Annotated in this window: 15 protein-coding genes; 4 read left to right on the top strand and 11 right to left on the bottom strand. The window is 70.3% G+C overall.

The annotated features are described in order from the left end of the window. Window positions 1-115: 115 nt before the first annotated feature. Together ACQEVG_RS10235 and ACQEVG_RS10230 are read right to left on the bottom strand one after the other, a co-directional pair. Window positions 116-1,540, bottom strand: coding sequence for an alkaline phosphatase PhoX (locus ACQEVG_RS10235; RefSeq protein WP_432985219.1), 1,425 nt, complete (start codon window positions 1,538-1,540; stop codon window positions 116-118). A 188-nt stretch (window positions 1,541-1,728) separates the two neighbouring features. Continuing rightward, a complete protein-coding gene (locus ACQEVG_RS10230; protein WP_432980281.1) occupies window positions 1,729-3,174 on the bottom strand; it encodes a hypothetical protein in 1,446 nt (481 codons plus the stop codon). A 362-nt stretch (window positions 3,175-3,536) separates the two neighbouring features. Between ACQEVG_RS10230 and ACQEVG_RS10225 the strand changes: the two genes are divergently transcribed. Beyond that, window positions 3,537-5,375, top strand: a complete 1,839-nt coding sequence (locus ACQEVG_RS10225; RefSeq protein WP_432980278.1) for an endonuclease/exonuclease/phosphatase family protein — start codon at window positions 3,537-3,539, stop codon at window positions 5,373-5,375. A gap of 12 nt (window positions 5,376-5,387) precedes the next feature. On the opposite strand, the gene ACQEVG_RS10220 is transcribed toward ACQEVG_RS10225, so the two are convergent. Next, on the bottom strand, window positions 5,388-6,113 hold the full coding sequence (locus ACQEVG_RS10220) for an antibiotic biosynthesis monooxygenase (protein WP_432980275.1): 726 nt from the start codon (window positions 6,111-6,113) through the stop codon (window positions 5,388-5,390). A gap of 166 nt (window positions 6,114-6,279) precedes the next feature. Between ACQEVG_RS10220 and dapA the strand changes: the two genes are divergently transcribed. Beyond that, entirely contained in the window at window positions 6,280-7,176 is an 897-nt protein-coding gene (gene dapA, locus ACQEVG_RS10215) for a 4-hydroxy-tetrahydrodipicolinate synthase (protein ID WP_432980271.1), read from the top strand. Here the strand turns inward: dapA and dapD are convergent. The 3 genes from dapD to ACQEVG_RS10200 form a co-directional block, all read right to left on the bottom strand. Further along, window positions 7,173-8,174, bottom strand: coding sequence for a 2,3,4,5-tetrahydropyridine-2,6-dicarboxylate N-succinyltransferase (gene dapD / locus ACQEVG_RS10210; RefSeq protein WP_432980267.1), 1,002 nt, complete (start codon window positions 8,172-8,174; stop codon window positions 7,173-7,175). The two genes, dapA and dapD, sit on opposite strands and share 4 nt — an antisense overlap. 162 nt (window positions 8,175-8,336) lie before the next feature. Further along, window positions 8,337-8,882, bottom strand: a complete 546-nt coding sequence (locus ACQEVG_RS10205; RefSeq protein WP_432980264.1) for a TetR/AcrR family transcriptional regulator — start codon at window positions 8,880-8,882, stop codon at window positions 8,337-8,339. Then, complete coding sequence (locus tag ACQEVG_RS10200) at window positions 8,882-9,220, bottom strand: DMT family transporter (RefSeq protein ID WP_432980261.1); 339 nt, start codon at window positions 9,218-9,220, stop codon at window positions 8,882-8,884. Before ACQEVG_RS10200 ends, ACQEVG_RS10205 begins: the two co-directional genes overlap by 1 nt. Window positions 9,221-9,308: 88 nt before the next feature. On the opposite strand from ACQEVG_RS10200, the gene ACQEVG_RS10195 reads away from it, so the two are divergent. Both ACQEVG_RS10195 and ACQEVG_RS10190 read left to right on the top strand, forming a co-directional pair. Beyond that, window positions 9,309-9,842: a MarR family winged helix-turn-helix transcriptional regulator gene (locus ACQEVG_RS10195; RefSeq protein WP_432980258.1), complete on the top strand. Its 534-nt coding sequence runs from the start codon at window positions 9,309-9,311 to the stop codon at window positions 9,840-9,842. Between the two features lie 76 nt (window positions 9,843-9,918). Next, window positions 9,919-11,001: a hypothetical protein gene (locus ACQEVG_RS10190; protein WP_432980255.1), complete on the top strand. Its 1,083-nt coding sequence runs from the start codon at window positions 9,919-9,921 to the stop codon at window positions 10,999-11,001. On the opposite strand, the gene ACQEVG_RS10185 is transcribed toward ACQEVG_RS10190, so the two are convergent. From ACQEVG_RS10185 to sufC, 5 genes are all read right to left on the bottom strand, one after another. Further along, the gene (locus ACQEVG_RS10185; RefSeq protein ID WP_432980252.1) at window positions 10,998-11,363 is read right to left on the bottom strand and encodes a VOC family protein; all 366 of its coding nucleotides are present in this window, start codon (window positions 11,361-11,363) and stop codon (window positions 10,998-11,000) included. The two genes, ACQEVG_RS10190 and ACQEVG_RS10185, sit on opposite strands and share 4 nt — an antisense overlap. Window positions 11,364-11,442: 79 nt before the next feature. Next, the gene (locus ACQEVG_RS10180; RefSeq protein WP_360873700.1) at window positions 11,443-11,781 is read right to left on the bottom strand and encodes a metal-sulfur cluster assembly factor; all 339 of its coding nucleotides are present in this window, start codon (window positions 11,779-11,781) and stop codon (window positions 11,443-11,445) included. Further along, window positions 11,778-12,233, bottom strand: coding sequence for a Fe-S cluster assembly sulfur transfer protein SufU (gene sufU, locus ACQEVG_RS10175; protein ID WP_404726103.1), 456 nt, complete (start codon window positions 12,231-12,233; stop codon window positions 11,778-11,780). Before sufU ends, ACQEVG_RS10180 begins: the two co-directional genes overlap by 4 nt. A 14-nt stretch (window positions 12,234-12,247) precedes the next feature. Next, window positions 12,248-13,504, bottom strand: coding sequence for a cysteine desulfurase (locus tag ACQEVG_RS10170; RefSeq protein ID WP_432980247.1), 1,257 nt, complete (start codon window positions 13,502-13,504; stop codon window positions 12,248-12,250). Next, entirely contained in the window at window positions 13,501-14,265 is a 765-nt protein-coding gene (gene sufC, locus ACQEVG_RS10165) for a Fe-S cluster assembly ATPase SufC (RefSeq protein ID WP_360873709.1), read from the bottom strand. Before sufC ends, ACQEVG_RS10170 begins: the two co-directional genes overlap by 4 nt. Window positions 14,266-14,269 lie beyond the last annotated feature (4 nt).

Below are 14,269 nucleotides of genomic sequence, written 5' to 3'. Positions count from 1 at the left end.
GCCGCAGCCTGCGCACCGGGAGGTGCATAAAGCTTTCGTCGAAGACTCTAGGAGCCCAACCCCACGGCGCGCCAAGGGTTTTCCGGGGCCCAGGGGCCTACGTTCCGGATCTTGTTCAGTCGCGCTGCGAGTGGCGCTTCCAGGGGCCCGTGATCGCGAGCATGATGCCGGGGGTCTGGATGTTGGCGTACAGCGTCTTTCCGTCGGGCGAGAAGACGACGCCCGTGAACTCGCTGTCGTTGAGGTCGTTACGGGCTATCGGGTAGGTGCGCCCGCGCTCCGTCGCGCCGAAGAGGTGCTGGACGCCCTCGCCGTCCTCGGCGATGACCAGACCGCCGTACGGCGAGACGGTGATGTTGTCGGGGCCGTCGAAGGCGCCGTCCTTGGCCGGGTCCGGGTTGACGCCCAGCAGCACCTTCAGGGTGAGGGTGCGGCGCTTGGGGTCGTAGAACCAGACCTGGCCGTCGTGTTGGACAGGGCTCTCCTCGCGGGCGTACGAGGAGACGACGTATACGCCGCCGTCACCCCACCACATGCCTTCGAGCTTGCGGGCACGGGTGATGTCCTTCTCGGCGAACTGCTTGCGTACGGGCGCGGTACGGCCGTCGCGGTCGGGTACGTCGACCCAGTCGACGCCGTAGACCGTGCCGATCTTCGTGGCGCGCGAGAGGTCGTCGACGAACCGGCCGCCGGAGTCGTAGCACTTGGTCGCCTGGAGTACGCCCGCGTCGTCGGCGAGCGTCCTCAGCCGTCCGCGACCGTGCTTGAAGCCGTGCGGCGGGACCCAGCGGTAGAGCAGGCCGTTGGGGCCGGAGGCGTCCTCGGTCAGATAGGCGTGGCCGCGCTTGGGGTCGATGACGACGGCCTCGTGGGCGTACCGGCCGAAGGCCTTGACGGGCTTCGGGTCCTGGTTGGCGCGCCGGTCGCAGGGGTCGACCTCGAAGACATAGCCGTGGTCCTTGGTCATGCCGTTCTTGCCGGCCAGGTCCTCGGTCTCCTCGCAGGTGAGCCAGGTGCCCCAAGGGGTGCGGCCGCCGGCGCAGTTGGTGGAGGTGCCCGCGATGCCGACCCACTGGGCGACCTCGCCGCTGTGGTGGACCTCGACGACCGAGCAGCCGCCGGACGCGGCCGGGTCGTAGACGAGTCCTTCGATGAGCGGGACGGGGTACTTCCAGCCGGAGCGGGGGCCCTTGAGCTCGTGGTTGCTGACCAGGAGCGTCGCTCCGCGCGGGCCTTCGAAGGTGGCGGTGCCGTCGTGGTTGGAGGGGGTGAACTCACCCGACTCCAGCTTGGTCACGCCGCTCTCGGTGATGATCCGGTACGTGAATCCGGCGGGCAGTGCGAGGATGTTCTCGGGGTCGGGGAGCAGCGGACCGTAGCCGGGCTCGTGGTGGTGGCCGGCGGTGTCGGCGGTCTCGGCGGTGTCCTCCGCGGCGAGGGCGCCGGGCGCGGTGGCGAACGCGCCGACGGCGCCGGTGAGGGCGACTCCAGCGCCGGTGATCGCGGACTGTCTGGCGAATTCCCTGCGGGTGAGCGGCATCGAGTACTCCTGAAGGAACGCTTCCGGCTGGCTGATGACGGCCACAGACTCCCGCCCGCGCACAAACGGCACTTGAACGCAGACCGAAAACGAGAGGCCCCGCTGCCGCACGGTGTGTCCGGGCGCCCCGGGACCAGGGTGCGCGCCGCGGAGCCGTGCTCAGGGCCGGCCCCTGGTGCAGGCGACCCTCAACCCCCTGACCGCGACCGCGCCTTGAACGCCGCCTTGCGCGCTTCCTTCGCCGCCCTCTTGTCCCGGTGCAGCCTGCCCATCGCCTCCAGCACATCCGCCGTCGCCGGGTGCTCCACCCGCCACGCCGCGTCGAAGAACCCGCTGTGCTGGCCGACCAGCCCCTCCACCAGGCCCTGAAGCTCCTCCAGCTCCCCCTCCGCGTCCAGCTGCGCGGCAATCGTGTCGATCGCCAGCCAGAAGATCATCGACTCCGGCGGCGCCGGCACATCACTCGCGCCGCGCTCCGCCAGCCACACCCTCGCCAAGCCGCCGAGCTCCGCGTCGTCGAGGACCGCCCGGACCTCCGGCTCGGCCTGCGGGCCCACCACGGCCAGCGCCTGCTGGCAGTGCAGGCGGCGCAGCGGGCCGCCCGCGTCCGAGCCCCTCGCCGACGCGAGCAGTTCGCGCGCGGCGTCGGCCGGGCCCCGCCGGGCCAGCCACTGCTCCGTCTCCGCCCGCGCCGCCAGCTCCGGGAAGTGCGCAAGACCGTCCAGCAGCACATCCGCACCCTTGTGCGCCAGCTCCCCCACCGCCGGCGCGCCGATCCCCGCCTCCAGCATCCGCGCCCTGATGCCGTAAAGGCCGAGCGGGGTGAGCCTGACCATCCCGTACCGGGACACGTCCTCGTCGTCCACGGGCGGTGCGGGCTCTTCGCCCTCCTCGGCCATCAACGCCTCGTCCACCGGCCGGTATTCGACCAGGCCCACCTGCTCGAACAGGCGGAACTGGTCGTCCAGCCGCATCATCGCCTCCGACACCTGCTCCAGCACGTCGTCCGTGGGCTCGCCCATGTCGGCCGGCACGATCATCGACGCCGCGAGCACGGGCAGCGGCACCGGCCCCTCCGCCCCGCCCTCCGTGACGGTCAGCAGATACAGATTTCCCAGGACCCCGTCGAGGAACTCCGCCTCCGCGTCCGGGTCCCAGTCCAGCGCCCCGTAGTCGATCTCGCCGTCCTCGCCGATCGCGTCGGTCAGGTCGGCCAGGACCGGCGCGATGGCGTCGGCGTGCACGACCTCGAGCGCGTCCAGCCAGATGGCGAGGATGTCCTGCGGCCCGCCGGAGGTGATCACCGCGAGGGTCTCCCCCGCGGCGGCCGTGCCGTACTCGGAGTCGTCGTCGGCCGGGTCCTGGACCTCCACCAGCCCGGTGTCGACGGCGGCACGCCATGCCTCGCTCGCGTACGCCGGGCCGTCGTCGTCGGCCCCGAGGCCCAGCTCTTCGGCGGCCGCGGGCAGCTGCTCGTCGACGAGTTCGCCCCCCGGGCCGACCCGTGTGTCCGGCCCCGCCCAGCGGGCGAGCCGTACGGCCCTGGTCAGCAGCGGCGTGGCGAGCGCCTCCCGCGCCAGTTCCGCGTCCGAGTGCAGCCGCACCGGCGGCAGGATGGGGCGGTCTTCGGGCATCTGGTGGTTCTCCTCGGCGCGTACGGGGTTCCGGGCGGCGGCCCTGTGGGCGGCCCCAAGCGTAGACGCATTTCACCGGGTTTCGCCGCCGCCGGCCGCGGTGCGCAAGCAGCCAGGTCGGCCGGCCCGCGCACGCTGCGCAGGACAGCCCGCCCTCGCTGCGCAAGACAGCCCGCGCACGCTGCGCACGACAGCCCCGCCCTGCGCGCCCCCCGGCGCGGGCAGGCCGGTTCACCCGCCCGTCGGTCGGTGTACACCCGTCAACTCTTGACAACTCCCCTGTGGAACCAAGAGATTGACGCGCGTAGACCAAATGCACCGCACTGCATCACCCTCATCCCTCACACTTCCGGAGTTCCTTGATGCCTTCCTCCGTCGTACCGAGAACGGCCGCCGTCGCGGCTGTCGCCGCCGCCGCGCTGGCCGCCGGCCTGCTCGCCGGATCGTCCGCCGCCTCCGCCGACTCCGTCGCCGAGGTCCGGATCCATGACATCCAGGGCACCACCCGGATATCCCCGCTGGCCGGACAGCAGGTGACCGGCATCCCCGGCATCGTCACGGGCGTACGGACCTACGGCTCCAAGGGCTTCTGGTTCCAGGACCCGCAGGCCGACGCCGACCCGGCCACCAGCGAGGGCATCTTCGTCTACACCGGCTCCAGCCCGACCGTCGCCGTCGGCGACAGCGTGCTCGTCTCCGGCACCGTAGGCGAGTACATCCCCGGCGGCACCTCCTCCGGCAACCAGTCGCTCACCCAGATCACCAAGCCGGCCGTCACCGTGGTCTCTTCCCAGAACCCGCTGCCCGCGCCGGTCACGATCACCGCACGGTCGGTGCCCGCCGCCTACGCCCCGTCCGGCGACGCGGCGGCCGGCAGCAGCATCAACGCGCTCCCGCTCGACCCCCGTGCGTACGCCCTGGACTACTACGAGTCCCTGGAGGGCACGAACGTCCGTATCGGCACTTCGCGCGTCGTCGGCGCCACCGACCCGTACGCCGAGCTGTGGGTGACGGTGAAGCCGCACGAGAACCCGAACCGCCGCGGCGGCGCCGTCTACGGTTCCTACACCGCCCAGAACACCGGGCGCCTGCAGATCCAGTCGCTCACCCCGCTCGCCCAGCAGCCCTTCCCCAAGGCGAACGTCGGCGACGTCCTCGCCGGGACGACCGAAGGCCCCCTGGACTTCAACCAGTTCGGCGGCTACACGATCACGGCACGCACCCTCGGCACGGTCACCGACCGCGGCCTGAAGCCCGAGGCGACGTGCAAGCAGGGGCGCGGCGAACTCGCGGTCGCCACGTACAACGTGGAGAACCTCGACCCGACCGACCCGCAGGAGAAGTTCGACGCGCTGGCCAAGGCCGTCGTCGACAACCTCGCCTCGCCCGACATCGTCGCCCTGGAGGAGATCCAGGACAACAACGGCGCCAAGAACGACGGCACCGTCGCCGCCGACGAGACGGTGAAGAAGTTCACCGCCGCGATCGCGGCGGCCGGCGGCCCGGCCTACGACTGGCGCTCGATCAACCCCGAGAACAACAAGGACGGCGGCGAGCCCGGCGGCAACATCCGCCAGGTCTTCCTCTTCAACCCTGAGCGGGTCTCGTTCACCGACCGCGCGGGCGGTGACGCGAAGACGGCGACCGGTGTCGTGGCGGAGAAGGGCCATGCGGCCCTCACTCTCTCCCCCGGCCGGATCGACCCGGCGAACTCCGCCTGGGAGAGCAGCCGCAAGCCGCTCGCGGGCGAGTTCACCTTCCGCGGCCACACGGTCTTCGTGGTCGCCAACCACTTCGGCTCGAAGGGCGGCGACGAGGGGCTGACCTCGCACCACCAGCCGCCGAACCGTTCCTCCGAGACCAAGCGCCTGCTGCAGGCGCAGGCCGTGAACGCCTTCGTCAAGGACGTCCTCAAGACCGACCGGCGCGCCGACGTCCTGGTCCTCGGCGACATCAACGACTTCGAGTTCTCGGCGACGACCAAGGCGCTCACCGACGGCGGCGCGCTCTACCCGGCGGTCAAGTCCCTGCCGCGCAGAGAGCGTTACTCGTACGTCTACCAGGGCAACAGCCAGGTCCTGGACCAGATCCTGATCAGTCCGTCGATCGACGACTTCGCGTACGACAGCGTGCACATCAACGCGGAGTTCGCGGACCAGAACAGCGACCACGACCCGCAGGTGCTGCGCTTCCGTCCGTAACCGGCTTGACTGCTACCCGCCCGCGCTGAAGCTCAGCGCGGGCGTGTAGCGGTTCACGCCGCCGCCGGTCACGCCCGGGTAGTTCCGCACCTTCGCCCACTGTGGCGTGGGCGAACCGACCCCGGCGCCGGGCGCGGCCAGGGCCTCGCGGTGTGCGTCGGCGCTCTCCCACTCGGCGTAGTTGAGCACCCGGGTGCCGTCCACGCCCAGGTGGAAGTGCCCGGAGACCCCGCCGGGGTGTATGTCCGGGTCGCTCTGCAGAGCGTCGAAGACGCTGTCCACCCATTCCCGCTGCCGCCCGGCGTCCGGCCCGTCGAACTCGACGTCGACGATGACGACACAGCCGGGGATCCGGCTGTCGTCCTCGTTCAGCGCTCCGCTGCGATAGAGCTCGTACGAGTGGAGGCCGAGCCGCTCGATGCCGGGCACCGCGGCGTCGATCTCCGCGTCCCTGTCGTCCCGGAAGCCGCGCAGGAACTTTTCGTGGGCGTCCTCGTCCGTCCACTGCGTGTAGTGGAGCAGGGTCCTGCCGTCCTCACCGGTGTGAACGGTGTAGGACAGCAGCCCCTCGTACGGCCAGACCCGGCTCTGCCACACGGTGGAGATGGCGTCGACGGTGGCCCGCTGCCGCTCGGGTGTGCCGACGTCCCATCGCGACACCTTGATGACGCCGACGCCAAGGCGGCGGAGGTCGGGACGGGCGTCGGGCTGCACGGTCAACTTCAGGTTTGCGTTCATGGCACCATCGTGAAACGTCAACCATGGTTGAGGTCAACTGCCCAGGCGGTGGCGTCCAGTTCGGCCATCCACGTCACCACTGGTGATCACTGTTCAGTCTTGCTTTCCCCTCACCCCAAGAAGAACTAAGTAGACCTTCACAGTCGGAGGGTCGAGACTGCGGAGCATGACCACACCACGCCCTTTCGGCCGCGCGCTCTGCGCGATGATCACGCCCTTCAGCCCCGCCGGTGAACTGGACTCGGAGGCGGCCGGGCGGCTCGCCGTCCGCCTGGTGGCCGAAGGCTGCGACGGACTGGTCCTGAGCGGCACCACCGGCGAGTCCCCGACGACCGACGACGCCGAGAAGACCGCGCTGGTACGGGCCGTGCGCGAGGCGGTCGGAGAGAGCGCGTACGTGGTGGCGGGTGTCGGTACATCCTCCACTCGCCACACCGTCGAGCTGGCCCGGGCGGCCGAAGAGGCGGGCGCGGACGGACTGCTGGTGGTCACTCCGTACTACAGCCGCCCGCCGCAGGACGCGGTCGAGGCACACTTCAGAACCGTCGCCGATGCCACCGGACTACCCGTGATGCTGTACGACATCCCCTGCCGCACCGGCACGCGTATCGAGGTGGAGACCCTGCTGCGGCTGGCGGACCATCCGCGCATCGTGGCCGTCAAGGACTGTTCGTACGACCTGCTCGGCTCGGCCAAGGTGATCGCGCGCACCTCGCTGGCGTACTACTCGGGCAGCGAGGAGCTTAATCTGCCGCTGTACGCGGTGGGCGGCGCGGGCTTTGTGAGCACGGTGGCGAATGTGGCCGCGCGGCAGTTGCGCGCGGTGCTCGACGCGTACGACAAAGGTGCCACCGCCGAGGCCGCGCGGCTCCATCAACTCACGCTCCCGCTGACCGAGTTGATGATGGCGTCGGGACTGCCGGGCACGGTGACGGCCAAGGCGCTGCTGGCCGCGGGCCCGGTCCGGGAACCGCTGCAGCCCGTCGGCCGCGAGGCGGTCGACGGGCTGCGGAATGCGTACGAGGAGCTGCTCAAGGCGTACGAGGAGCTGCTCAGCGCCTAGTTGTGGTGGTGCAGGACGTCGTTGAGACCGCCCCAGACCGCGTTGTTCGGGCGGGCCTCGACCGCGCCCGTGACCGAGTTGCGGCGGAAGAGGATGTTGCCGGCGCCGGAGAGCTCGCGGGCCTTGACGATCTGCCCGTCGGGCATGGTGACGCGGGTGCCGGCCGTGACGTACAGGCCGGCCTCGACGACACACTCGTCGCCGAGCGCGATGCCGACGCCCGCCTCGGCGCCGATCAGGCAGCGCTCGCCGATGACGATGCGGACGTTGCCGCCGCCGGAGAGGGTGCCCATGGTGGACGCGCCGCCGCCGATGTCCGAGCCGTCGCCGACGACGACGCCCGCGGAGATGCGGCCCTCGACCATCGACGTGCCGAGCGTGCCGGCGTTGAAGTTGACGAAGCCCTCGTGCATGACGGTGGTGCCCTCGGCGAGGTGCGCGCCGAGCCGGACGCGGTCGGCGTCGGCGATGCGTACGCCCTTGGGCGCGACGTAGTCCGTCATCCGCGGGAACTTGTCGACGCTCGTCACGGCGAGGTGCAGACCCTCGGCGCGGGCGTTCAGCCGCACGGTCTCCACCTGGTCGACGGCGACCGGGCCGAGCGAGGTCCAGGCGACATTGGCAAGCAGCCCGAAGAGGCCGTCCAGGCTCTGGCCGTGCGGCTTGACCAGCCGGTGGCTCAGCAGGTGCAGCCGCAGATACGCGTCGTGGGCGTCCAGCGGCTTGTCGTCGAGTGAGGCAATGACCGTACGGACGGCGACGACCTCGACGCCGCGGCGGGCGTCCGGGCCGATCGCCTTGGCGGCGCCCTCGCCGAGCAGCTCGACGGCCCGCTCGGCGGTCAGCCGCTCGGTCCCGGCGGGGCCGGGCTCGGCGACGAGCTCGGGGGCGGGGAACCAGGTGTCGAGGACGGTGCCGTCGGCGGCGAGGGTGGCGAGTCCGGCGGCGACGGCGCCGGTGGTGCGAGTAGCAGTGGTGCTGTCGGGCGAGTCAGTCATGGTCGAACGCTAACCGCCCGGGGCCCGCGGGGGCGAACCGGTCTCAGTTCCCGGTCGCCCCCGGCGCGCGCGGCCGCCTCCGCCGAGGGCCCCGTGCCGGGGGCCGACGACCTGGCGCCGGGGTGTCACCCCCGCCAGGCGGGCCCCGCACGGCGCGTCCCGTCAGGCGCTCGCGTCGATGATCCGCGCCAGCATCTCCCGCGCGTACTCCTCTTCGTACCGCGCATCCGTCAGCAGCACCTGCAGACAGATCCCGTCCATCAGCGCCACCAGCGCCCGCGCCGTGACCGGATCGGTCCGCCTGGCCAGGGGCTCCGCGAGCCCCTCGCACCATTCCGCGGCGACCGGCCGCAGCGCCGGCCGCCGCAGGCCCGCCAGGTAGAGCTCGTACTCCAGCTCCACCCCGGTGCGCTCGCCCGCGAGCCATTCCCCCATCAGCCGGGCGAGCTCCCCGGCGAGGTCGGCTTCCGGGTCGGCGAGCGCGCCGCTGTTGCGCACCGCCGCCGCGAAGCCCTCATTGGTCTGGCGCAGCGCGGCGACCAGCAGTTCGTCGAGCGAGGCGAAGTGGTACGTGGTCGAACCGAGTGGCACATCCGCCTCCGCCGCAACCGAGCGGTGGCTGAGCCCGGCGATCCCCTTGCTGCCCACCACCCGGATCGCCGCGTCGATGATCCGTTGCCGCCGCTCGGGGTCGTACCGCCGGCCCATCAGTGCGCACCGCCCATGTTGAGCACGACGACCCCGGCGATCACCAGCGCGATGCCCGCGATCTTGGCCAGGCTGGTCGACTCACCCAGGAAGAGCATGCCGATCGCGGCGATCGCGGCTGTGCCGGCACCGGCCCAGATCGCGTACGCGGTGCCCACCGACAGCGTCTTCAGCGTCTGCGCGAGCAGCGAGAAGGCGAGCACATAGCCCGCGACGGTCAGCAACGAGGGCCAGAGCCTGGTGAAGCCCTCGCTGTACTTCATGGCCGTCGTCCCGGCCACCTCCGCCGCGATCGCCGCAGCCAGCAGTCCGTATCCCATGCGTACGAGTGTACACATCGTTGCGTACATGCGTACACAACTCGTCGGCGACTCGGAAACCGGACTAACCTTGCTTGCATACATGCAATGGACGGGATGGAGTGTCATGTCCAACCAGGACCAGGACCGCGGACCGCTGCTCGGGCGGCTCGCGGACGTCTACCGCGGCTATCTGACCGCCGTCGTCCTGCACGGCCAGGCGGCCGCCGACACCCTCGGGCAGAACCCCACGGATGTGTACGCCCTCAACGCCCTGGAGCTCGCGGGCCCCCTCACCACCGGCGCACTCGCCGAACGCATCGGCCTCTCGCAGAGCGCCACCACCCGGCTGGTCGACCGGCTGGAGCGGGCCGGCTGGGTCCGCCGCGGGCCCGACGCGGCGGACCGCAGGCGCGTCGTCGTCGAGGCCGTGCCGCTCACACGCGAACAGGACGAGGCCGCCTTCGGCGCTGCCCGCAGCCGGATGGCCGAGGTCTTCGAGGGCTTCGGCCCCGACGAACTGCGCGTCCTGCTCCGCTACTTCGAGCAGGCGACGCCCGCACTGCGCGAGGCGACGGCGCAGACAAGGAGCGAGACGCGGCGGGAAGCGAAAAACGAGGCGGAAAACGAGCCGAGGAACGAGGCGCGGGGGCCGCGGTGACCCCACCGGCGCCGCCCCGCTACGGTGTCCCGTCCGATCAGGCACCCCAGACATACGACGCACGGGAGACACCTCAGTGGCTTACGGAAACATCCCCCCGGCCGGACCTCCTCCCGGCTGGGGCGGCTGGATGCCCCCGCCGCCGCCCAAGCCCGGGGTGATACCCCTGCACCCGCTCGGCCTCGGCGACATCCTGGGCGGGGCGTTCGCCACGATCGGCCGCCACTGGAAGCAGCTGCTCGGCACAGCCCTGGCCGCGTACGGAGCGGCGGCAGCCGTCGCCGGCGTGGCCCTGGCGATTGCCTACGCCCTCGTCGGCGACCACCTCGACAGGATCAAGCACCTCGACGAAGGGCAGGCCCCGGCCTGGGAGGACATCCGGCCGCTGCTCTTCGCGTTCCTCGCCGTATGGGGCGTCGCCATGATCACGATGCTGCTCGCCACCGCGATGCTCCATGCCGCCTGCCCGGCGACTCTCCAGGACGCCGTGCTGGGCAGGCCCACCACCTTCGGCGTGGTCTGGCGACGGGCCGCGGCGGGCGCACCGGCCGTCATCGGCACGGTGTTCCTCACCTCTCTGATCTTCCTGATCCCGCTCGCGCTGTTCCTCACGGCCTTCGTCACCCTGGTGATCGCGCTCATCGCGATGGACTCCGGGCCGCTGATCGTGCCCCCGCTGGCCTTCCTCGGCGCCCTGGCCACCGCGCCGGTGGGCGTCTGGCTCTGGGTGAAGTTCAGCCTCGCCCCCGCGGCCGCCGTCTTCGAACGCCAGGGCGCCCTCGCGGCGATGCGCCGCTCCTCGCACCTGGTCCGCGGCGACTGGTGGCGGATCTTCGGCACCGCACTTCTCGCCGCGGTCATCGCGGGCGTGGCGAGCTACCTCATCCAGCTGCCGGTCAACCTGCTGGGCATGTTCCCCGGCACGGTGGGCACTTCGGACCTCGGCCCCGACCCGACGGCTTCACAGGTCCTGGTCTCCCTCGGCGGCGTGCTGATCGTGGTGATGGTGAGTCAGCTGATCGGCCAGATCTTCGTCGCCGTGTTCCCTCAGCTGGTGACGAGCCTGCTCTATGTCGACCAGCGCATCCGCAAGGAGAACCTGGCCCCGGCCCTGGCGGAGGCGGCGGCCACCGCGCCGCCCTCGTACCAGTCGAGCTAGTCGAGCAGCGTCTTCTTCGGCCGCAGCACGCAGAACTCATTGCCCTCGGGATCCGCCAGCACCACCCACGTCGCGTCCTCCCCCTGCCCGACGTCCGCCCGTCGCGCGCCGAGCGCCAGCAGCCGTTCGACCTCCGCGGCCTGGTCGTCGGGCGTCAGGTCGAGATGCAACCGGTTCTTGACCGTCTTCGGCTCGGGTACGGGGAGGAAGGCGATCCCCGGCAGGGCGGTCTCGCTCGAGCCGATGACGACCTCGTCATCGGCCTCGTAGACGACCTTCCAGTCCAGGACCTGGCGCCAGAAGCGCGCCAGGCCCTTCAGGTCGTGTGCGTCGACGGCGATCTGATACAGCTTCAGCCCCATGCCCACAGGGTGGCACGCACACATGCGCGTAGGGCCCCCGGCTCACCGCCGGGGGCCCTACGCGCATCAGTACACAGACTCAGACGTTGAAGCCCAGCGCGCGCAGCTGCTCGCGGCCGTCGTCCGTGATCTTGTCCGGGCCCCACGGCGGCATCCAGACCCAGTTGATCTTCAGCTCATTGACGATGCCGTCCGTCGCCGACTTCGCCTGGTCCTCGATGACGTCGGTCAGCGGGCACGCCGCGGACGTCAGCGTCATGTCCAGGGTCGCGACATTGGAGTCGTCGATGTGGATGCCGTAGATCAGGCCGAGGTTGACCACGTCGATACCCAGCTCGGGGTCGACGACGTCGTACAGCGCCTCGCGGACCTCCTCCTCGGAAGCCGGCTTCACCGTGGCGGTCTCGTTGTCAGTCATGCCGTTTTCCCTTCGGACAGCGCCTGCGCCGTCGCGTCCTTCCATGCCATCCAGCTCAGCAGCGCACACTTCACCCGGGCCGGGTACTTGGAGACACCGGCGAACGCGACCGCGTCCTCCAGCACCTCTTCCATCGCGTCGTCCGGCTCGATCTGGCCCTTCGACTGCATCAGCTCCAGGAAGGTCGCCTGGATCTTCTGCGCCTCGGCGAGCTCCTTGCCGACCAGCAGCTCGTTCAGTACGGAGGCGCTGGCCTGGCTGATGGAGCAGCCCTGGCCCTCGTACGAGACGTCCGCGATCAGCGAGCCCTCGTACTTCACACGGAGTGTGATCTCGTCGCCGCACGTCGGATTGACGTGGTGCACCTCGGCATCGCCATCCCGCAGACCACGCCCGTGAGGGTGCTTGTAGTGGTCCAGGATGACTTCCTGGTACATCGAATCAAGCTTCACCAGTCACCCAACCCTCAGCCGAAGAAGTTCCGGACGTGCTCCAGCCCGTCGATCAGCGCGTCGACCTCCGACGGCGTGGAGTACAGATAGAACGACGCTCGCGTGGTCGCAGGAATTCCGTACCGCAGGCAGACGGGCCGCGCGCAGTGGTGACCGACCCGGACCGCGATGCCCTGCTCGTCCAGGACCTGGCCCACGTCGTGCGGGTGGATGTCTCCCAGCGTGAAGGAGATCGCCGCGCCGCGCTCCTCGGCCGTGGTGGGGCCGATGATGCGCAGGTCGGGGACCTCGAGCAGCCGCTTCACCGCGTACTCGGTGAGGGCGTGCTCATGCTGGGCGACCTTGTCCATGCCGATCGAGGTGAGGTAGTCCACGGCCGCGCCGAGGCCGACGGCCTGGGCGATCGGGGGCGTACCGGCCTCGAACTTGTGCGGCGCGGGGGCGTACGTCGACGAGTGCATCGACACCGTCTCGATCATCTCGCCGCCGCCGAGGAACGGAGGAAGATCCTCGAGCAGCTCCTGGCGGCCCCAGAGCACGCCGATGCCGGTCGGGCCGCACATCTTGTGGCCGGTGAAGGCCACGAAGTCGGCGCCGAGCGCCTGGACGTCCATCGGCATGTGCGGCGCGGCCTGTGAGGCATCGAGCAGCACCAGGGCGCCGACGTCCTGCGCACGGCGGACGATGGCCTCGACCGGGTTGACCGTGCCCATGATGTTGGAGACCAGCGTGAAGGAGACGATCTTCGTCTTCTCGGTGATGATCTCGTCGAGGTTGGACAGGTCGAGCCTGCCGTCGTCGGTGAGGCCGAACCACTTCAGCTTCGCGCCGGTGCGCTGCGACAGCAGCTGCCACGGAACGATGTTGGAGTGGTGCTCCATCTCCGTGATGACGATCTCGGTCTCGCGGTCCACGCGGTAGGGCTCGTCGGCCCAGCCGAGCATGTTGGCCACCAGGTTGAGCGACTCCGAGGCGTTCTTCGTGAAGATCACCTCGTCGCGGCTCGGCGCGTTGATGAAGGCCGCGACCTTGTCACGGGCGCCCTCGTACAGCGCCGTGGCCTCCTCGGCGAGCACATGAACACCGCGGTGGACGTTGGCATTGTGCTGTTCGTAGTACTCGCTCAGCACATCGAGCACCTGGCGCGGCGTCTGTGACGTCGCCGCGTTGTCCAGGTACACGAGCTTCTTCCCATCGTGGATCAAACGGTCCAGGATCGGGAAGTCCTTGCGGATCGCCTCGGTGTCGAGGAGGCCCGGCAGCTGTGTCACGCGGATACGCCACCCTTCGTGTATGCCTCGTAGCCCTCGGCCTCGAGCTTGTCGGCGAGCTCGGCGCCGCCGGACTCGGCGATGCGGCCGTTCGCGAACACGTGCACGAAGTCGGGCTTGATGTAGCGCAGAATGCGCGTGTAGTGCGTGATCAGCAGGGTGCCGACCTCGCCGGTCGCGTGGACGCGGTTGACGCCCTCGGAGACCTGGCGCAGCGCGTCGACGTCCAGGCCGGAGTCGGTCTCGTCGAGGATCGCGATCTTCGGCTTGAGGAGCTCCAGCTGAAGGATCTCGTGGCGCTTCTTCTCACCGCCGGAGAAGCCCTCGTTCACATTGCGCTCGGCGAAGGCCGGGTCCATCTGGAGCTGCTCCATGGCGGTCTTGACCTCCTTCACCCACGTACGGAGCTTGGGGGCCTCGCCGCGGATCGCCGTCGCCGATGTACGCAGGAAGTTGGAGACCGAGACGCCGGGGACCTCGACCGGGTACTGCATGGCCAGGAACATGCCGGCGCGGGCGCGCTCGTCGACGGTCATCTCGAGGACGTCCTCGCCGTCGAGGGTCACGGTGCCGCTGGTGATCGTGTACTTGGGGTGGCCCGCGATGGAGTACGCGAGGGTCGACTTGCCGGAGCCGTTGGGGCCCATGATGGCGTGGGTCTCACCCTGCTTCACGGTCAGGTCGACGCCCTTGAGGATCTCGCGGGGGCCGTTCTCGGCCTCGACGGAGACGTGCAGGTCGCGGATTTCAAGCGTTGCCATGGGT

This window comes from Streptomyces sp. CA-135486 (assembly GCF_050936555.1).
In the GTDB taxonomy this organism is placed as follows: domain Bacteria; phylum Actinomycetota; class Actinomycetes; order Streptomycetales; family Streptomycetaceae; genus Streptomyces.
Note: the sequence above shows the minus strand (reverse complement) of the source record. Positions and strands in the feature narration are given on the sequence as shown.